The sequence below is a fragment of the Inquilinus sp. YAF38 genome (assembly GCF_052113205.1).
GTDB lineage: Bacteria > Pseudomonadota > Alphaproteobacteria > DSM-16000 > Inquilinaceae > Inquilinus.
Genome location: NZ_JBFRCU010000005.1, coordinates 38,138 through 57,073, shown reverse-complemented (window position 1 = coordinate 57,073; position 18,936 = coordinate 38,138). Strand labels below are relative to the sequence as shown.

Below are 18,936 nucleotides of genomic sequence, written 5' to 3'. Positions count from 1 at the left end.
CAGGCATGATGAGGTGCGATGGCGCCGCCGTCGCGACCAAGGGGGATTACGTCCGTGCGTCTCAGCCGCCTATCCGCCGCGATCGCGATCGCGTTGTCCCTGATGCCGGCCACGGCCGCGCTTGCCGCCGTGACCGAGGACGCGGTGCAGGCGGCGCTGCCGAAGCTGGAGCAGATGGCCCAGGCGGCGGTCGACCATGGCGACGTGCCGGGCCTGTCGATCGCCGTGGTCTATCGCGACCGGGTCGTGTTCCTGAAGGGCTTCGGCCTGCGCGAAGAGGGGAAACCGGACACCGTCGATGCCGACACCGTGTTCCAGCTGGCCTCCTGCTCGAAGCCGGTCTCGGCCACGGTCGTTGCGGCGCTGGTCGGAAGAGGCGTCGTCACCTGGGACAGCCGGATCGCCGAGATCGACCCGGGCTTCGCCCTGGCCGATGCCTATCCGACCCAGCAATTGACCATCCGCGACCTGTTCGCCCATCGCAGCGGCCTGCCCGGCGCTGCCGGCAACGAGCTGGAGGCGCTGGGCTATGACCGCGGCGAGATCCTGCACCGGCTGCGCCAGGTGGCGCCGGCCACGAGCTTCCGATCGGCCTATTCCTACAGCAATTTCGGCCTCACCGAAGGTGCGGTGGCGGCGGCGAAAGCGGCCGGGATGAGCTGGGAAGATGCGGCGCAGCAGCTGCTCTACGGCCCGCTGGGCATGACCATGACCAGCTCGCGCCACGCCGATTTCCTGACCCGGGCCAACCGGTCGGCGCTGCATATCCGGGTCGGTGGCGATTGGACGGCGAAGCTGACCCGTGATCCGGACCCGCAGGCGCCGGCCGGCGGCGTCAGCTCGACCGCGCGCGACATGGCACAATGGCTGCGGCTGCAACTCGGCCGCGGCCGCTACGCCGGCGAAGTTCTGATCAAGCCGGAAGCGCTGGCCGAGACGCATCAGCCGCTGATGGCGCGGGGTGCCAATCCGGTGACCGGCGCCGCCGCCTTCTACGGCCTCGGCTGGAACGTCCAATATGGCCGGCACGGGCTGCAATGGGACCATGCCGGCGCCTTCAGCGTCGGCGCCCGAACCCTGGTCAGCCTGTTTCCGGACGACGATATCGGCATCGTGGTGCTGACCAACGCCTTCCCGACCGGCTTGCCGGAAGGGATCGCCGACAGCTTCTTCGACCAGGTCTTCGACGGCCGGGTGACGGAGGACTGGACCGCCAAGTGGAACAAGGCGTTCGATGGGCTGTTCGGACCGGCGGTGGCCGCCGCCCAGGCGCGCTACGGCACGCCGCCGGCCTCGCCCACTCCGGCCCTGCCCCTGTCGGCCTATGCCGGCCGCTATGCCAACGCCTATCTCGGCACCGCCACCGTGACCGACCGGCAGGGCACGCTCTGGCTCGCGCTCGGGCCGAAGCAGCAGACCGAATTCCCGCTCCGCCACCTCGACCGCGACCTGTTCGTCTATTCGCCCTCGGCGGAGATTCCGGACGCCCTGGCCGCCGTCACCTTCCGGCTCGGCCCTGACCAGACGGCCGACCAGGTGACGATCGAAGACCTCGACGATTTCGGCCTGGGGGTGCTGGCGCGCAGCCTGCAGTGACCCGGCGCGTCGCGGCGATTGCGCGGCAAGAACCGGAGTGAGGCCAGGCCGCGCACCCGCCATCTTCCGTCGCATCGAACGACGGAAGGAGAGACCAGATGGGTGCGTTGGCAGGCAAGGTGGCGATCGTCGCCGGGGCCAGCTCCGGCATCGGCCGGGCCGCGGCAGTGCTGTTCGCACGCGAAGGCGCGGCCGTGGTGGCCGGGGCGCGGCGGCAGGCGGAGCTCGACGCGCTGGTCGGCGAGATCACGGAGGCCGGCGGTCGGGCCGCGGCCCTGGCCGGCGACGTCACCGACGAGGGCACTGCCCCGGCGCTGGTGGCGTTGGCGGAGGAGCGGTTCGGCGGCCTCGACATCGCCTTCAACAATGCCGGCATGGTAGGGCCGATGGCGCCGACGCCGGAGGTGACGCCCGCCGCTTGGCGCGAGACGATCGAGGCCAACCTGACCAGCGGCTTCCTGGCGGCGCGGCACCAGATCCCGGCGATGCTGCGGCGCGGCGGCGGGTCGCTGATCTTCACCTCGACCTTTGTCGGCTACACGGTCGGCTTCCCCGGCGTGGCCGCCTATGCCGCCAGCAAATCCGGGCTGATCGGGCTGGTGCAGGCGCTGGCGGTCGAGTTCGGCGGCCGTGGCATCCGCGTCAACGCGCTGCTGCCCGGCGGCACCGAGACGGAGATGTACCGGGAGTTCGCCAAGACCCAGGCGGAGCGCGACTTCATCACCGGCCTGTACCCGATGAAGCGCCTGGCGAGCCCGGAGGAGATGGCGCGGTCGGCGCTGTACCTGGCGTCCGACGCGTCGAGCTTCACCACGGGCACGGCACTGCTGGTGGATGGCGGGGTGTCGATCACACGGACGTGATACTTGCGTTGCCTCTCCCGTTTACGGGAGAGGTCGGAGACGCGAAGCGGCTCCGGGTGAGGGCTCTTTGTCGAGGCCCGGGCCAGCCCTCACCCGGTCGCCCTGCGGGCGCCCGACCTCTCCCGCCAGGCGGGAGAGGCAAACCAAAGGCGGCTGTCCGAGTGTGCCCTACGCCACCACCCCCGCATGGTGCTCCACCGCGGCCAGGACCGTTTCCATCTGCACCTGGTGGCCCAGGGCGAAGCGGTCGCCGTAGATGGTTTCGTCCGGGAATTCGGTGACCAGGGTCAGCGGCGGCACGTGGCGCTCGTCCGGGCCGATCAGGCAGGGGATGCCATTGACCACGGTGAACGGCCCGGCCCCGGCATGGGCGCCATAGGCGGCCAGCTGCATCCGGTTCAGCTCCAAGAGCGGCTCGATCCGGCCCAGGCGGCGGGTGATCGCCTCGATCAGCGCCATCCCCGGCTCCGCCCAGTCCGGGTGGTGCCGCAGGATCAGGAAGAAGCCTTTCGGGATGGTCCACATCTCGAAGCCGCGCGGCAGGTAGCCGGTGAAGGGCCGGGTCCATTCATGCGCTGGATAGCCATGCAGGTTGACGTGCAGCTGCGCCCCGGTGCGCGCGATCGCCTCGCTGCGCGCCGCGCGCTCGTAGAGACCGTCGCCGGTGCGGTATTCCAAATCGTCACCCAGCGCGGTGTAGCGCGCGGCGTGGTGCATGTGCCGCGGATTGTCCCGGCACAGGCGCTGGTGCAGGGCGTAGCCGTCCGGGTTCTCCAGCGGGATCAGCGCCAGATGCGTCTCCGGATCCAGCAGCAGCTGTTGCGCGGCGCGCAGGGCGCCGACCGGGCCGGTGGTCTCGTTGGCATGCTGGCCGCCGGTGACCACCACCGCCGGGCGCGACCCCGGCCGGATCAGCCCCGGCACCGCCCTGCCCTGCCGCGACCGGGCCAGGATCGGCTGTCCGCCCAGCACCGCCAGCTCGCGATGCAGCTGGGCGATCGACAGCGGCGCCTCGGCCGTGTCCAGCACCTGTTCCGGCCAGTCGCCGGCCTCGTCCGACGGGTCGAAGGGTCCGGTCTCGACCCGCACCCTGGGGGCGCCGGAAGGAGAGCGGATCTCCGGCACGATCTGGCCCGGCTGCAGCCTGCGGTCGCCGAGCGGGCGGCCGGAATGGCGCTGGAACAGCTCGAGCAGCGTGAAGTACAGATCCTCGTGCAGCGCCTCGTGCAGGCTGACGACCTCCTCATGGAACGGCAGCACCCGTTCGATCGCCGGTGCCTCGACCGCGATCGACAACCGCTCGAAATAGGGCTCGTCGCTGCCCCAGGGATGGGCCTGGACGGTCTCGACCACGGCGCGGAACAAGCCTTCGACCTCGGTCTCCAGCCGTTCGTCCAGGTCCGGCTGGTCGTCGGGCCGGCCGGTGACGCGGCGCCAGCCGGTCGGCGACAGGCAGGCGGCGGAGAGATGGTCGAGGCCGAGATGGTTCGGGGCGAAGACCTCGGTCGTCGCGGTGCGGCCGTCGCGCCAGGTCAGGGCCACGCGGTAGCGCAGCGTCTCGTCGCCCGGCTCGAAGCGCAGATCGACCCCGTCCAGCAGCGCCGCCAGCGGATAGGCCTCCAGCAGAAAGCGGTCGGGCGCGGCGGCGGGATGCACCGGATAGCGGATGGTCGCCGCCGCCAGCCCCTCGGTCTCGATCTCTTCGAGGAAGGCATGCAGCAGCGGCTTGTAGGCGCTGCGCAGCCGGGCCGAGACGCCGGCCGTGGCCAGGGCCGTCTCGGCGTCCCGGCGCGTTGCCTCGTCCTCGAACAGCCAGGCCTCGACCGCCGCGCCCTGGTGGCCGTCGGACAGGTCGCGCAGCAGGGCGTGGAGGGTCCGCGGCGCCTCGCGGTCCAGGAGAACGGTCATGGTCAGATCTTTCCGGTCGGGTCGAGGATTTCGCGCAGCCAGATCGAAGCATCGATCATGGCCCATGGCAGCGCCAGTCCGTTGCGGCAACGCTAACCGCGCGGTGTCGTCAGCGCGTCCCAGCCGGCCATGGCGCTGTCGACCACGGCCTGCAGCGCCGGGCAGCCGGCGCCGTTTCGGGCCTGGATGGTCAGGCCGTTCAGCACGGTGGCGAAATAGGCGGCGATGGCCTGGGTGTCGGCCCCGCCCGGCACGTCGCCCTCGGCCACGCCACGGTCCAGCCGCGCCTTGATCTGCGCCACCGACCGGCGATTGGCCCCGACCAGATAGTCGCGGATCTCGGGGCTGGCCGGGATGCCGACGGCCGAGGCCAGCACGATCATGCAGCCGGGCGGCCGGTCCGGCGCGGTGTAGGCGACCGCGTTCTCGCGCAGCATCGCCTCGATCCCCGCCCGCGCCGTCGGCCCTTCCTGCAGCGACCGGGACGCGGCGCCGCCTTCGCCGCACTCATAGAGCTCGAGCGCTTCGCGGAACAGCGCCTCCTTGCAGCCGAAGGCGGCATAGAGGCTGGGGGAGTTGATGCCCATCGCGGCGGTGAGATCCGCCATCGATGCACCGTCATAGCCGCGCGCCCAGAACACCTCCATCGCCCGGCGCAGGGCAGCGGCCCGGTCGAAGCTGCGGGGACGGCCCCGTTCGGCCATCGCGGATCCTTTCTGTGTCATCCAATACATAATTCACTGGACAGGCCGAGACAAGCTGGCTACGCATTATGTATCGATCAACACATAAATGGAGACTCCCCATGTCCGGATTGTCCGGAAAGGTCGCCCTGGTCACCGGCGGCAGCCGCGGCATCGGCGCCGCCATCGCGGAGCGGTTGGCGCAGGACGGCGCCGATGTGGCACTGACCTATTCCGCGTCACCCGACAAGGCGCAGGCCGTGGTCGGGCGGATCGAGGCCCTTGGCCGGCGCGGCCTGGCGATCGCCGCCGACGCCACCGACGGCAAGGCGACACAGGCGGCGGTGGAACGGACCGTGGCCGGGCTCGGCCGGCTCGACATCCTGGTCAACAATGCCGGGGTCTTCCCCTACGGCCCGTTCGAGGAGGTCAGCGAGGACGAGTTGGACCGCGTCCTGGCGATCCATGTCCGCTCCAGCTTCCTGGCGGCGCAGGCGGCGGCCCGGCACCTCGGCCAGGGCGGGCGGATCATCTCGATCGGCTCCTGCCTCGCCGACTATGCCGGCGGGGCGAACATGACGCTCTACGTCATGACCAAGGCGGCGCTGACCGGGCTGACCCGCGGCCTGGCGCGCGACCTCGGCCCGCGCGGCATCACCGCCAACATCGTCCACCCGGGCCCGACCGACACCGACATGAACCCGGCGCAGGGGCCCGGCGCGGAGGGGCAGCGCCAGCACATCGCCCTCGGCCATTACGGCGAGGCGTCGGACGTCGCCGCGATGGTCGCCCATCTGGCCGGCGAAGGCGGCCGCTGGGTCACCGGCGCGTCGATCGCGGTGGATGGCGGCATCAACGCGTAGCTCCCCGATTGAAAGACCCGCTGCCTTGCGGCAGCGGGTCTCGGGTGAACGGTTTCTCGCCTCAGCCGTGAGCACGCGGAGGGCAACACCAATCCCACAGCGTACAGGCCGACATGGCCGCTGCCAGCGCGCCGAAGACCACACGGGTCCATGCGGCGGCCATCCAGGGTGAGACCAATACGGCGACCGCCAGGACCAGATCGACCCAGTCCCGCGGCCTTCTGGCTTTCATCGCTGCAGCAGCCACGACCAACCTCCAGTTGTGAAGATCAACCAAGCCACGACACTTCGCGTGATCGCGCAAAGTTCATAATAATTTAACTGAATTTTATTCAAATTTCAATGAATTAGCGCGCCAGGTCGGCGCCGGCTATTCGGCCGGCACCTCGACCGGCCGCTTCCGGCCCAGGGTCATCTGGGCCAGCACGAAGGCGATGACGGCGCAGGCGGTGATGCCCGCCACCATCGGCAGCGAGGTGCCGTCGAAGAACGGGCCGACGACCGCGATCACCACCGCGCCGGTGACGAATTGCAGCGTGCCCATCAGGGCGGAGGCGGTGCCGGCGACGGCGCCGTGCTCCTCCAGCGCCAGCACCGAGGTGGTCGGGATGACGAGGCCGAGGAAGCCGTAGCCGACGAACAGCAGCGCGGCCAGCACCTCCAGCCGGTCGACCCCGGCGAGGGTGACGACGAAGAGCAGCACCATGGCGGCGGCATAGCCGGTGACCGCGACCCGGACGATCCGGCCGAAGCCGAAGCGCGCGGCCAGCCAGGCGGTGCATTGCGACACGCCGATGAAGGACACGGCGTTGATCGAGAAGAACACGCTGTAGAGCCGCGGCGACAGGCCGTAATGCTCGATCAGCACGAAGGAGGAATTGGCCAGATAGGCGAAGAAGCTGGCGATGCCGAAGGCGCCGATGAAGGTCAGGCCCAGGAACTGCCGGTCGGTCAGCAGCGAGCGATAGGCCGACAGCGCGCCGGCGATGCTGCTCTCCACCCGATGGGCGCGCGGCCGGGTCTCGGAAAGGCACAGCGCCAGCAGCAGGATGCCGAGCGCGGCGAGGACCGTCACCACCCAGAACACGCCGCGCCAGCCCGCCGCCTCAATCACGAAGCTGCCGGCCAGCGGCGCCAGGATCGGCGAGACGCTGAACACCAGCATCAAGAGCGACATCAGCCGCGCCGCCTCGGTGCCGGTGTGCAGGTCGCGCACCACGGCGCGCGGGATCACMATGCCGGCGCAGGCGCCGAGCCCCTGGACGAAGCGGAAGGCGATCAGCGTCTCGATATCCGGCGCGAAGACGCAGCCGATGCTGCCGGCCAGGAACACCGCCAGGCCGATATAGAGCGGCAGCTTGCGCCCGAACATGTCGGACAGCGGTCCGAACACCAGCTGGCCGATGCCGAGCGAGATGAAGAAGGCCATCAGGCTGGCCTGCACCGCCTCGGTGCCCGCCCCGAGGCTGCGGCCGATCTCCGGCAGCGCCGGCAGGTACATGTCGATCGCGAACGGCCCCATGGCGGTGAGCAGGCCGAGCACGATCGCATAGCGCAGCAGCGACGAGGACATGAGCGGTCTTCCGGAATCGGAGGCCGGCGGACGGAGTCCGGGCGGGCGGGTGATATGGCCGAGCCGCGCATCGCCTCTGCGGGCGACCGCTGCGACTCTCTGTCCAAAACTTTGGACAGTATTGTCCAAATCGTCAAGCCCCCTTAGGATGGGGCTATGCAGGAGTCGGAACAGATCGTGCGGCCGGTGCCGCCCCGGCGCGGCCAGGTCGCCAAGCACGCCTCGGTGCTGGATGCGGCCGCGGCGGTGTTCTGCCGCGACGGGTTCGCCGGCGCCAGCATCGACCTGATCGCGGCCGAGGCCGGGGTGTCGCGCCAGACCATCTACAACCACCATGGCGACAAGGAGGCGCTGTTCGTCGCCGTGGTGCGGGAGATGACCGAGCGCTGCAATGCCGGCCTGTTCTCGACCCTGACCACCTTCCCCGACCGGCCCTGCGACCTGGAGGCGGAGATGGCCGCCTTCGCCGGGCGGCTCGTGCGCAATTGCCTGTACAACCGCGACGGCGGCGCGCTGCGCAAGCTCATCCAGTCGGAGGGCGAGCGCTATCCGGCGCTGTTCGCCGCCTGGCGCGAGCACGGGCCCGGCACCGCCTGGGCCGCGATCGCCGCCCGCTTCGCCAGGCTGGCCCATGCCGGATATCTGCGGATCGAGGACCCGGACCTGGCGGCGCGCCAGTTTCTGGCCCTGATCCATGCCGATTTCCACATCTCCCACATGCTCGGGACCAAGCCGGCGGAGGCCGAGATCGATGTCGGGGTCGCCAATGCCGTGCGCACCTTCCTGCGCGCCTTCGGCCCGGCCGCCCCGCTGCCCACTTCGGCGCAGCGGGCGAGGCCCAACTGATCTATCCGCCGAGTGCGGCTTTTCTCATCTGTCATTGCCGGGCTTGACCCGGCAATCCAGGGGCCACGAAGAGCCGCTCTCGAAAGCCCCTGGATCCTCGGGTCAAGACCCTATGGGGAGTGGATAGCGACCGCACCTGTGACAGGTTGAGGTTGCTGAACCAACCCTGGAGGCGATGATGCGTTGTCCCGAAGGCCAGAGCACGACGGCCGCTATCCGGTTTGATCTTGGCGCGATTTTCGTGTCGCTGGAACTGTCGCAATCGAAGTGGCTGGTGACGTCGCTGTCGCCGGGCGGCGGCGATAAGATGTCCCGGCACGAGTTGGCGGCGGGCGACGTCGCGGGGCTGTTGGGATTGTTCGAGCGGCTGCGGGAGAAGGCGCGGGATCGGACGGGCCGGGACTATGGGATCGTGTCGATCCAGGAGGCCGGGCTGGACGGTTACTGGCTGCACCGAGTGCTGGCGGCTAAAGGGGTGGAGAGCCATGTCGTCGATGCGGCGTCGGTGGCGGTGTCGCGGCGCCGGCGTCGGGTGAAGACCGATCGGATCGACGGCGAAGCGCTGCTGCGCACGCTGCTGGCCTACAAGCGGGGCGAGCCGCGGGTGTGCTCGATGGTGCGGGTGCCGAGCCCGGAGCAGGAGGATGTGCGCCGGCTGAGCCGGGAGCGCCGGACGCTGGTCGGCGAGCGGCTGACGCATGTCAACCGCATCAAAGGCCTGCTCGCCAGCCAGGGGATCGGCGGCTACCAGCCGCTGCGCCGCGACCGGCAGGTGCGGCTGGAGGCGCTGCAGACCGGCGACGGCCGGCCGCTGGGCACGCATATTCGCGCTCAGATCCGGCGCGAGCTCGACCGCCTGGAGCTGCTGTGCGGTCAGATCAAGGCGGTCGAGGCCGAGCGCGACGCCTTGCTCGCCCGGCTGCAGCAGACCGCGCCGCCGGACCGGCCGGCGCCGACGGCGATGCTGGCCGAGTTGGTCGGGATCGGCGCCGAGAGCGCCTCGGTCCTGTGGCACGAGGGGCTGTTCCGCCCCTTCGACAACCGACGGCAGGTGGCCGCCTATGCCGGCTTGGCGCCGACCCCCTGGCAGAGCGGCAAGATCGACCGCGAACAGGGCGTCTCCAAGGCCGGCAACCCCAGGCTCCGAACCGCCATGATCCAGCTCGCCTGGCTGTGGCTGCGCCACCAGCCGCACTCCGCCCTCAGCCGATGGTTCCTCCTGCGCGTCCAGAACAACGGCGGCCGCGGCAAGAAGACCGCCATCGTCGCCCTCGCCCGCAAGCTCCTCGTCGCCCTCTGGAAATACGTCTCCGCCGGTGTCGTCATCGACGGCGCCATCCTCAAGGCCGCCTGATCCACACCATCCCGAGGACCTGATCAGTCCTCGCGGAAGCAGGTGGACGGACCGATCTCGGACATGGCCCCCGCCAAGGGCCGAGGTCAAGTATGGTGCCGCCCCCTGAGCCTCCCCCGACGCAAGCGGGATCATGGTACTGCCCTCCAGCGGGCGACCGTATGTGAGTTGGACCTGGCCGCACCGCCGGCCCCGTCTCCCCAACACGGCTCAGGCCTGCCTTCCGGACTCCTTCCTCCTCTCACACAGGACCACACTCCGTGCCGTAGCCTCTTCATCAGCTTGACACCAAACTCCCCATGTGAGCCCGAGGATGACAAGGAAATAGACCATGAACCTGGAGCAAAGCCGCCTCCCAGAGCCCACATTCGACCGGATCTGCCCTGCGCCGATGGCTGGTGCGGAGCGAAAGATCTGACATAACATCTCGTCCGACGCCGTCGAACTTCGCGCCCCGCAACCGATCGAGCGATCCCCCATGTCCGCTCTCTTCTCCCCGCTGGCCCTCGGCCCGCTCTCGCTGCCCAACCGGATCGTGGTGGCACCGATGTGCCAGTACTCGGCCGATGACGGCAGCGCCACCGACTGGCACCTGCAGCACTGGATGAATCTCGCCATGTCCGGCGCCGCGCTGGTGGTGGTGGAGGCGACCGGCGTCGAGCGCCGCGGCCGCATCACCCATGGCTGCCTGGGCCTCTATTCCGACGCCAATGAACGGGCGATCGCCCGCGGTTTGGCCGCCGCCCGCGCCGTCGCCCTGCCCGGCACCCGCTTCGGCATCCAGCTGGCCCATGCCGGCCGCAAGGCCTCGTGCCAGCGCCCTTGGGAGGGCGGCCGCGCCCTGGAGCCCGGCCAGGATTCCTGGCCCACCGTCGGCCCTTCCGCCCTGGCCTTCGATGCCGGCTGGCACACGCCGGAGGCGCTGGACGAGGCCGGGCTGGAGCGGGTTAAGGCCGCCTTTGTCGCCGCGACGGAGCGCGCGGTGCGGCTGGGCTTCGACGCCATCGAGCTGCACATGGCCCATGGCTATCTGCTGCACAGCTTCCTGTCGCCGCTGTCGAACCGGCGCGACGACCACTGGGGCGGCGACGCCGAGCGGCGGCGCGCCTTCCCGCTGGCGGTGGCGCGCGCGGTTCGTGATGTGGTTCCGGCCGGCATCGCGCTGGGCGTCCGGGTCAGCGCCTCGGAATGGGTCGACGGCGGCTTCGGCGTCGAGGAGGCGGCGGTTCTCGCGACCGAGCTGAAGGCCCTCGGCTTCGACTTCCTCTGCGCCAGCTCCGGCGGCAACGCCGCCCATGCCCGCATCCCGGTCGGCCCCGGCTACCAGGTGCCGCTGGCCCGCGAGATCCGGCAGAGGAGCGGGCTGGCCACCCGCGCCGTCGGCATGATCGTCGACCCGCACCAGGCGGAGGCCATCATCACCCGCGGCGATGCCGACCAGGTGGCGCTGGCCCGCGCCGTGCTGGACGATCCGCGCTGGGGCTGGCATGCCGCCGACGCCCTCGGCGCCGAGCTGACCCTGCCGCCGCAGTACCGCCGTGCCGGCGCCAAGACCTGGCCCGGCCGCAAGCTGCTGGAAGCCGCGGAGTAGACGAGAGGCCCGGAACGCATGACCGACAGCATCGCCGTTCCGGGCCTGACCGCCCCGGCCGAGATCCTGGTCGACCGCTGGGGCATCCCGCACCTGACCGCGGCCAGCCTGGACGATTTGTTCTTCCTGCAGGGCTTCAACGCCGCCCGCGACCGGCTGTGGCAGATCGACCTGTGGCGCAAGCGCGGCCTGGGCCTGCTGGCCGCCGATTTCGGCCCCGGCTACCTGGCCCAGGACATCGCCAGCCGGCACTTCCTGTACCGCGGCGACATGGCGGCGGAATGGGCGGCCTATGCCGATGATGCGGAGGCAATCTGCACCCGCTTCGCCGCCGGCATCAACGCCTATGTCGACCTCGTCGAGCGCGAGCCGGAGCGGCTGCCGCAGGAGTTCCGGCTGTTCGGCACCCAGCCGGCGCGCTGGCGGCCGGAGGATGTGGTCCGCATCCGCAGCCACGGCCTGACCCGCAACGCGCTGTCCGAGCTGGCGCGGGCGCATGTCCTGGCCGGGGCCGATGTCGCCACCGACCGGCTGCGCAAGACGATCGAGCCGCCGGTCGAGGTCGGGCCGGTGCCGGGCTTCGACCCCGAGGCGGTGCCGCCCGATGCGCTGCAACTGTTCCGCCTGGCCATGGCGCCGGTGACCTTCCCGCCGGAGCGCCTGGTGGCGACGCTGGACGAGGCGCATCTGTGGCGGCTGGCCACCGATCTCGGCGAGGTGCTGCGGGCCGAGGTCGATGAGGGATCGAACAACTGGGCGGTGCATGGCAGCCGCACTACGACCGGCCGGCCGATCCTGGCCACCGACCCGCACCGCACCCATGCCGTGCCGTCGCTGCGCTACCTGGTGCACCTGACCGCGCCGGGCTTCGACGCGATCGGCGCCGGCGAGCCGTCCGTGCCCGGTATCATGATGGGCCACAACGGCACCGCCGCCTTCAGCCTGACCATCTTCGGCGCCGACCAGGAGGATGTGTATCTCTACGAAACCCGGCCGGACGACCCCGACTCCACCCGCTACGGCGAGGGCTGGGAGCGGATGCGGCTGGTCGAGGAGCGCTTTGCGGTCAGGGGCGCGCCGGAACAGGTGCGGACCCTGCGCTTCACCCGGCACGGCCCGGTGGTCCATGCCGACCCGGCGCGGCGCAGTGCGGTGGCGGTGCGGTCGGTGTGGTTCGAGCCGGGCTCGGCCGCCTATCTCGCCAGCCTGTCGGGCATGCGCAGCGGCAGCCTGGTCGAGTTCCGGGCGGCGATGCGGCGCTGGGGCACGCCCTCGGTGAACCAGGTCTATGCCGACACCTCCGGCACCATCGCCTGGCTGCCGGCGGGCCATGTGCCGCGGCGGCCGAACTGGCGCGGCCTGACCCCGGTGCCGGGCGACGGCAGCCATGAATGGGACGGCATGATGGACCCGGCGCTGATGCCGGTGCTGGACAATCCTCCCGAAGGCTTCGTCGCCACCGCCAACGAGCTGAACCTGCCGCCGGACTGGCCGCATGACGATCGGCCGATCGGCTTCGAATGGCTGGAGAACAGCCGTGCCGTGCGCATCCGCGAGGTGCTGGCCGGGCAGGACCGCCACGGCCTGACCGATTCCCGGGCATTGCAGGCCGACACGTTGTCGGTGCCGGCGCGACGGCTGCAGCGCCTGCTGGCGCCGCTCGCGGCGCGGGACGCGGCGCGCGGGCTGGACCTGCTGCGCAACTGGGACGCCCGGCTCGATGCCGGCTCCGCCGCCGCGGCGCTGTTCGAGCTGTGGTGGACCAGGCACCTGAAGCCGGCTCTGTTCGCCCTTCTGGTGCCGGACCCGGCGATCCGCCGGCTGCTGGCGCCGGGCGACGTCGCCGGCATCCTGGCGGCGCTGGAGACGCCGGATGCGCGCTTCGGCGCCGATCCGGAAACGGCCCGCGACGCGCTGCTGCTGGACACGCTCGCCGAGGCCGTGCGGGACGCGACCCGACGGCTGGGCGATGACTTGTCGGCCTGGCGCTGGGGCGATCTGCATCACGGCTATTTCGAGCATCCGGTCGGCGCGGTGGCACCCGACCGCCGGGCCGAGTTGGACGTCGGCCCGCTGCCCAAGGGCGGCAGCAGTTCCACCGTGATGCATGCCGCCTACCGTCCGGACGACTTCCGGGTGACCCACGGCGCCTCAGTCCGCATCGTCATGGATATCGGCGACTGGGACCGCAGCACCTGCATCAACGCGCCCGGCCAGTCCGGCGACCCACGCTCCCCGCACTATCGCGATCTGGCTCCGTTGTGGGCCCGCGGCGAGCAGGTCCCGCTGCTCTACAGCCGCGCGGCGGTGGAAGAGGCGGCGGGAGAGCGGATCGCGTTGTTACCACAACCGTAGGTTGGGTTCGCGGAATCGCGAACCCAACAGGGATTTCCGGCGTCGTCATGTTGGGTTCGCCATGCGAACCCAACCTACGCGTCCTGTCATCGGTACCGATCCCGCCTTGACAGCCCTGCCGGCGCGGATGAAGATCATTTGTATACGAATGAAATATCCGCTGGAGAACGGCGGGTCGTCGGAACAGGATCAGGCCAGGGAGTTCCCTCATGTATCTCCGGCCAGGCACGCTGGATGAGGCGGTGGCGGTGCTTTCGGCGCCGGGCGGCCGCATCCTGGCGGGCGGAACGGACATCTTTCCGGCGGCGGGAGACCGGCCGCTGGCCGGGCCGATCATCGACATCTCGCGGCTGGCGGAGCTGGACGGCATCGTCCTCGGCGACGACCGCATCCGCATCGGCGCCCGCACCAGCTGGAGCACCATCATCGCCACCCCGCTGCCGCGCTGCTTCGATGCGCTGAAGGCGGCGGCGCGGGAGGTCGGATCCGTCCAGATCCAGAATCTGGGCACCATCGCCGGCAACCTGTGCAACGCCTCCCCCGCCGCCGACGGCGTGCCGCCGCTGCTGGCGCTGGACGCCGCGGTGGAGCTGCGATCGCGCGCCGGCAGCCGCACCCTGCCGCTGTCCGAGTTCATTTCCGGCAACCGCCGCACCGCCCGGCGCGAGGACGAGATCGTGACTGCGGTCATCGTGCCGCGGACGATCGATGCCGGCGCCTCGGCCTTCCTCAAGCTCGGCGCCCGCCGCTACCTCGTGATCTCGATCGCCATGGTGGCGGCGGTGGTCGATACCGACGCCGACGGCAGGGTCAGTCAGGCGCGGATCGCCGTCGGGTCCTGTTCCGCCGTGGCGCAACGGCTGACGGCGCTGGAACAGGATCTCGTCGGTGTCCCGGCGCGGCCCGGCCTCGGCGCGCTGGCCAGACCGGAGCATCTGGCGCCGCTGTCGCCGATCGGCGATGTCCGCGCCAGCGCCGCCTACCGCCTGGATGCGGCCCTGACCCTGGTGCGCCGCGCGCTCGATGCCTGCGCCCTCGGCGCTGCGGCGGAGATCTGAGATGCTCGACGCCCGCCCCGTGCTCGGCTTCACCCTGAACGGCCGCCCGGTGCAGGTGCCGGCCGATCCCGCCGGCCGGCTGACCCGCCTGCTGCGCGACGATCTGGGCCTGACCGGCACCAAGGTCGGCTGCGATGCCGGCGATTGCGGCGCCTGCACCGTGCTGCTGGACGACGCCCCGGTCTGCGGCTGCCTGGTCGCGTCCGGCCAGGTCGAGGGCCGCCGGGTCACCACCATCGAGGGGCTGCCGGCGCAGTCGCCGACGGCGTCGCGGCTGCAATCCGCCTTCCTGCGCCACGGCGCCGCCCAGTGCGGCATCTGCACCCCCGGCATGCTGGTGGCGGCCGCCGCCCTGCTGGACCGGAATCCGGAGCCGGGTGAGGCCGAGGTGATGGACGCGATCGGCGGCGTGCTGTGCCGCTGCACCGGCTATCGCAAGATCGTCGCCGCCATCCTCGACGCCCGCACCGAGCCCGCCGCAGCCGAGGGACCGGCCGCCGGCCATGCCGTCGGCGCCCGGATCGACCGGCTGGACGGCCGCCGCAAGGTCGAGGGCCGCGACGTGTTTGGCGCCGACGAGACCCCGTCCGGCGCCCTGACTCTGCGCGCCATCCGCAGCCCGCATCACCGCGCGCGCTTCGCCTTCGGTGACATCGACGGCTTCGTCGCCGCGCATCCCGGCGTGGTCCGGGTGTTCACGGCGAGGGACGTGCCGGGCGAGAACCGCTTCGGCGTGATCGGCCCCTTCGCCGACCAGCCGGCCTTCGCCGAGACCGAGGCCCGGTTCCGCGGCGAAGCGGTGGCGGCGGTGGTCGGCGAGAGCTGGGCGATCGAGTCGCTCGACCTGTCGGATTTCCCGGTGACCTGGGAGCCCTTGCCGGCCCACACCACGATCGACACCGCACTGGCGCCGGGGGCCGACCTGGTCCATGCCGACCGCGCCGGCAACATCCTGGTGCGTGGCCGGGTCGTGCGCGGCGATGTCGAGGCGGCGCTGGAAACGGCCGACGTGGTGGTCGAGGGCGAGTTCGAGACCGGCTTCGTCGAGCACGCCTATATCGAGCCCGAGGCCGGCTTCGCCCGCCGGGTCGGCGACCGGATCGAGATCCAGGCCTGCACCCAGGCGCCCTATATGGACCGCGACGACGTCGCCAAGATCCTCGGCATCGCCCCCGAGGCGGTGCGCATCATCCCGACCGCGGTCGGCGGCGGCTTCGGCTCCAAGCTCGACCTGTCGATCCAGCCCTTCATCGCGATCGCGGCCTGGCACCTGAAGCGGCCGGTGCGGATGGTCTATTCCCGCAGCGAATCGATCATGACCACGACCAAGCGCCACCCGTCGCGCATCCGCGCCCGGGTCGGGGCGACGCGGGACGGCAAGCTGGTGGCGATGGATTTCACCGGCGACTTCAACACCGGGGCCTATTCCTCCTGGGGTCCGACCGTCGCCAACCGGGTGCCGGTGCACGCCTCCGGCCCCTACTACGTGCCCCACTACCGGGCCCTGACCCGCGCGGTGCACACCCATCTGGTGCCGGCCGGCGCCTTTCGCGGCTTCGGCGTGCCCCAGGCCGGGGTGGCGCAGGAACAGCTCTACGATGAGCTGGCCGATCGGCTGGGCATCGACCGGCTGGAGTTCCGCATCGACAACGCCCTGCGCCCCGACCAGCCGACCGTGACCGGCCAGGTGCTGGGCGACGGCACCGGCATCCGCGCCTGCCTGGAATCGCTGCGGCCGCATTGGCAGCGGGCACGGGACGAGGCCGCCGCCTTCAACCGGGCCGCCACCGGCCCGCTGCGCCGCGGCGCCGGCGTCGCCGGCATGTGGTATGGCTGCGGCAACACCTCGCTGCCCAACCCGTCGACCATCCGCATCGGGCTGAAGCCGGACGGGCGGATCGCGCTGCACCAGGGCGCGGTCGATATCGGCCAGGGCTCCAACACCGTCGTCACCCAGATCTGCGCCGATGCGCTGGGCGCGCCGATCGACCGCTTCGACCTGGTCTCGGCCGACACCGACCTGACGCCGGACTGCGGCAAGACCTCGGCCTCGCGCCAGACCTTCGTCACCGGCAAGGCGGCGGAGCTGGCGGGCCGCGACCTGCGCCGGGCCCTGCTGCGCCTGGCCAATGCCGGCGAGGGCGCCGCCATCGCCTTCGCCGATGGCCGGGTCACCGTCACCGAGGGCGAGCACGCCCGCACCCTCGACCTGGCGGTGCTGCCGCCGGACGAGCGCGGCTATGTCCTGGCCGCCGAAGCCACCTTCGACCCGCCGACCAGCCCGCTGGATGCGGACGGCCAGGGCGTGCCCTACGCCGTGTACGGCTTCGGCGCCCACATGGCCGAGATCGAGGTCGACATCGAATTGGGAACCGTCCGCGTGCTGAAGATCACCGCCGCGCATGATGTCGGCCGGGCGATCAACCCGACCCTGGTCGAGGGCCAGATCGAGGGCGGCGCCGCCCAGGGCCTCGGCCTGGCGCTGATGGAGGAGTTCCATCCCGGCCGCGGCGAGAACCTGCACGACTACCTGATCCCCTCGGCCGGCGACATGCCGCCGGTGGAATCGATCCTGATCGAGGATGCCGCCCCGGTCGGCCCGTTCGGCGCCAAGGGCATCGGCGAGCAGGCGCTGATCCCGACCGCCCCCGCCATCCTGAACGCCATCCACGACGCCACCGGCGTGCGCATCCGCCGGGTGCCGGCGACGCCCGACCGCATCCGCGCCGCGATCCTGGCCGCCGGACAGAAGGACTGACATGTCCCAGCCGACCGAAAAGACCGAGGATGGCCGCATCCGCTGCGATGCCTGCCCGGTGATGTGCTACATCAAGCCCGGCGCCGCCGGGGCCTGCGACCGCTACGCCAACTACGACGGCACGCTGGTCCGGGTCGATCCCCATGTGGTGCTGGACCGCACCCTGCAGCAGGGCGGCAGCGTAGTTCCGTTCAGCCGCATCGGCGACTGGGACGGCAAGCTGGTGCGCGGGCCGGAGACCTTCGTCACCGCGATCGGCGCCGGCACCACCTATCCCGACTACAAGCCGGCACCCTTCATCGTCTCGGCCGAGGTCGACGGTGTCGACATGGTCACGGTGGTGACCGAGGGCATCTTCAGCTATTGCGGCGTCAAGGTGAAGGTCGATACAGACCGCCATCTCGGGCCGGAGCGCAGCCTGGTGCGGGCCCAGGGCGAGCCGGTCGGCCACGTCACCACCGGCGAGTACGGGTCGCAGATGCTGTCGCTGGGCGGCGTGCACCACCTGACCGGCGGCAGCAAGAAGGAGGGCCGCGTCACCTGCGACACCCTGCTGGAGCTGAGCAACGGCCGCGCGGTCGAGCTGACCATCGACGATGGCGCCACCGTGATCGTGCAGGCCGGAAGGCCGCCGATCGTCAACGGCGCGGCCGAGGAGCGGATGCGGGTCGGCTGCGGCTCCGCCACCATCGGCATGTTCGCCAAGCAGTGGCACGGCAAGGTCGACGAGGTGGTGGTGGTCGACGACCACATCACCGGCGTGCTGTCGGAGCACCAGGCCGGCAAGCTGCTGGGCATCCCCGAAACCGGCATCCACATGAAGGGCCGCCGCTCTACCCCCGGCCGCTACTTCCAGGTGGCGCAGCCCGGCACCGGCTGGGGCGGCACCGACATCTCCGACCCGCTGTCGATCCTGGGCCCGTTCAACCCGAAGGCGGCGCGTCCCGGCCTGACCATGCTGATGGTCAGCACCACCGGCGAGCATTTCGCCTATTACGAGCTGGATGACGAACTGCGGCCGGTGCAGCGCGAGCTGCCGGCGCCGCTGCAGCAGTCGATCGCGCGGATCGAGGAGAATTGCGAGCCGGCGCTGTGCACCGTGCTGTTCATGGGCGGCGCCGGCGGCTCGCTGCGCTCCGGCGTCACCGAGAACCCGGTGCGGCTGACCCGATCGGTCAAGGAAGCGCTGACCTATGTCACCTGCGGCGGCGCCCCGGTCTATGTCTGGCCCGGCGGCGGCATCACCTTCATGGTCGATGTCACCCGGGTGCCGGAGAACGCCTTCGGCTACGTCCCCACCCCGGCCCTGGTGGCGCCGATCGAGTTCACCCTGCGCCTGTCTGACTACGAGGCGCTGGAGGGACATATGGCCCATGTCCGCCCCCTCTCCTCCCTCGGCGTCGACATGACTCGGCGGCAGGTGCCGGGCCATCGCGACAACCCCTGGCCCTTCGCGCCCGAAGGCGCGAAGCGGTCGCACGGCTGACG

13 protein-coding genes are annotated in these 18,936 nt (G+C 71.0%); 10 read left to right on the top strand and 3 right to left on the bottom strand.

The features are described from left to right. Positions 1–54 precede the first annotated feature (54 nt). Both AB4Z01_RS03475 and AB4Z01_RS03470 read left to right on the top strand, forming a co-directional pair. Entirely contained in the window at positions 55–1,596 is a 1,542-nt protein-coding gene (locus AB4Z01_RS03475; protein WP_441690620.1) for a serine hydrolase, read from the top strand. 98 nt (positions 1,597–1,694) lie between these two features. After that, on the top strand, positions 1,695–2,459 hold the full coding sequence (locus tag AB4Z01_RS03470) for an SDR family oxidoreductase (protein ID WP_441690618.1): 765 nt from the start codon (positions 1,695–1,697) through the stop codon (positions 2,457–2,459). A 168-nt stretch (positions 2,460–2,627) separates the two neighbouring features. On the opposite strand, the gene AB4Z01_RS03465 is transcribed toward AB4Z01_RS03470, so the two are convergent. After that, positions 2,628–4,367 (bottom strand): M14 family zinc carboxypeptidase, encoded by a 1,740-nt coding sequence (locus tag AB4Z01_RS03465; protein ID WP_441690616.1) that lies wholly within the window; start codon positions 4,365–4,367, stop codon positions 2,628–2,630. A gap of 92 nt (positions 4,368–4,459) precedes the next feature. Further along, positions 4,460–5,071 (bottom strand): TetR/AcrR family transcriptional regulator, encoded by a 612-nt coding sequence (locus tag AB4Z01_RS03460; RefSeq protein ID WP_441690615.1) that lies wholly within the window; start codon positions 5,069–5,071, stop codon positions 4,460–4,462. Between the two features lie 101 nt (positions 5,072–5,172). On the opposite strand from AB4Z01_RS03460, the gene AB4Z01_RS03455 reads away from it, so the two are divergent. Continuing rightward, complete coding sequence (locus AB4Z01_RS03455; protein ID WP_441690614.1) at positions 5,173–5,913, top strand: SDR family NAD(P)-dependent oxidoreductase; 741 nt, start codon at positions 5,173–5,175, stop codon at positions 5,911–5,913. Between the two features lie 370 nt (positions 5,914–6,283). On the opposite strand, the gene AB4Z01_RS03450 is transcribed toward AB4Z01_RS03455, so the two are convergent. Beyond that, positions 6,284–7,486 (bottom strand): multidrug effflux MFS transporter, encoded by a 1,203-nt coding sequence (locus AB4Z01_RS03450; RefSeq protein ID WP_441690612.1) that lies wholly within the window; start codon positions 7,484–7,486, stop codon positions 6,284–6,286. 156 nt (positions 7,487–7,642) lie between these two features. Here AB4Z01_RS03450 and AB4Z01_RS03445 point away from each other — a divergent pair, with 156 nt between their 5' ends. The 7 genes from AB4Z01_RS03445 to AB4Z01_RS03415 all read left to right on the top strand — a co-directional run bounded on the left by AB4Z01_RS03445 (position 7,643) and on the right by AB4Z01_RS03415 (position 18,934). Then, the gene (locus AB4Z01_RS03445; RefSeq protein WP_441690610.1) at positions 7,643–8,332 is read left to right on the top strand and encodes a TetR/AcrR family transcriptional regulator; all 690 of its coding nucleotides are present in this window, start codon (positions 7,643–7,645) and stop codon (positions 8,330–8,332) included. Between the two features lie 175 nt (positions 8,333–8,507). Next, entirely contained in the window at positions 8,508–9,686 is a 1,179-nt protein-coding gene (locus AB4Z01_RS03440; RefSeq protein ID WP_441690608.1) for an IS110 family transposase, read from the top strand. Positions 9,687–10,164: 478 nt separating this feature from the next. After that, entirely contained in the window at positions 10,165–11,277 is a 1,113-nt protein-coding gene (locus AB4Z01_RS03435) for an NADH:flavin oxidoreductase/NADH oxidase (RefSeq protein WP_441690606.1), read from the top strand. 18 nt (positions 11,278–11,295) lie between these two features. Continuing rightward, the gene (locus AB4Z01_RS03430) at positions 11,296–13,632 is read left to right on the top strand and encodes a penicillin acylase family protein (RefSeq protein WP_441690604.1); all 2,337 of its coding nucleotides are present in this window, start codon (positions 11,296–11,298) and stop codon (positions 13,630–13,632) included. 209 nt (positions 13,633–13,841) lie between these two features. Continuing rightward, positions 13,842–14,690 carry an FAD binding domain-containing protein gene (locus tag AB4Z01_RS03425; RefSeq protein ID WP_441690603.1) on the top strand — a complete coding sequence of 283 codons (849 nt, stop codon included), beginning with the start codon at positions 13,842–13,844 and terminating at the stop codon, positions 14,688–14,690. Between the two features lies 1 nt (position 14,691). After that, positions 14,692–17,448 (top strand): molybdopterin-dependent oxidoreductase, encoded by a 2,757-nt coding sequence (locus tag AB4Z01_RS03420; protein ID WP_441690602.1) that lies wholly within the window; start codon positions 14,692–14,694, stop codon positions 17,446–17,448. Position 17,449: 1 nt separating this feature from the next. Continuing rightward, positions 17,450–18,934 carry a 6-hydroxynicotinate reductase gene (locus AB4Z01_RS03415; RefSeq protein WP_441690601.1) on the top strand — a complete coding sequence of 495 codons (1,485 nt, stop codon included), beginning with the start codon at positions 17,450–17,452 and terminating at the stop codon, positions 18,932–18,934. The last annotated feature ends 2 nt before the right edge of the window (positions 18,935–18,936 follow it).

Bases quoted from the DNA above. Each gene is read 5' to 3' on its own strand.
- AB4Z01_RS03445 (WP_441690610.1), top strand. From the start codon at position 7,643: ATGCAGGAGTCGGAACAGATCGTGCGGCCGGTGCCGCCCCGGCGCGGC.
- AB4Z01_RS03415 (WP_441690601.1), top strand. From the start codon at position 17,450: ATGTCCCAGCCGACCGAAAAGACCGAGGATGGCCGCATCCGCTGCGAT.
- AB4Z01_RS03420 (WP_441690602.1), top strand. From the start codon at position 14,692: ATGCTCGACGCCCGCCCCGTGCTCGGCTTCACCCTGAACGGCCGCCCG.
- AB4Z01_RS03460 (WP_441690615.1), bottom strand. From the start codon at position 5,071: ATGGCCGAACGGGGCCGTCCCCGCAGCTTCGACCGGGCCGCTGCCCTG.
- AB4Z01_RS03465 (WP_441690616.1), bottom strand. From the start codon at position 4,367: ATGACCGTTCTCCTGGACCGCGAGGCGCCGCGGACCCTCCACGCCCTG.
- AB4Z01_RS03425 (WP_441690603.1), top strand. From the start codon at position 13,842: ATGTATCTCCGGCCAGGCACGCTGGATGAGGCGGTGGCGGTGCTTTCG.
- AB4Z01_RS03470 (WP_441690618.1), top strand. From the start codon at position 1,695: ATGGGTGCGTTGGCAGGCAAGGTGGCGATCGTCGCCGGGGCCAGCTCC.
- AB4Z01_RS03435 (WP_441690606.1), top strand. From the start codon at position 10,165: ATGTCCGCTCTCTTCTCCCCGCTGGCCCTCGGCCCGCTCTCGCTGCCC.
- AB4Z01_RS03455 (WP_441690614.1), top strand. From the start codon at position 5,173: ATGTCCGGATTGTCCGGAAAGGTCGCCCTGGTCACCGGCGGCAGCCGC.
- AB4Z01_RS03430 (WP_441690604.1), top strand. From the start codon at position 11,296: ATGACCGACAGCATCGCCGTTCCGGGCCTGACCGCCCCGGCCGAGATC.
- AB4Z01_RS03440 (WP_441690608.1), top strand. From the start codon at position 8,508: ATGATGCGTTGTCCCGAAGGCCAGAGCACGACGGCCGCTATCCGGTTT.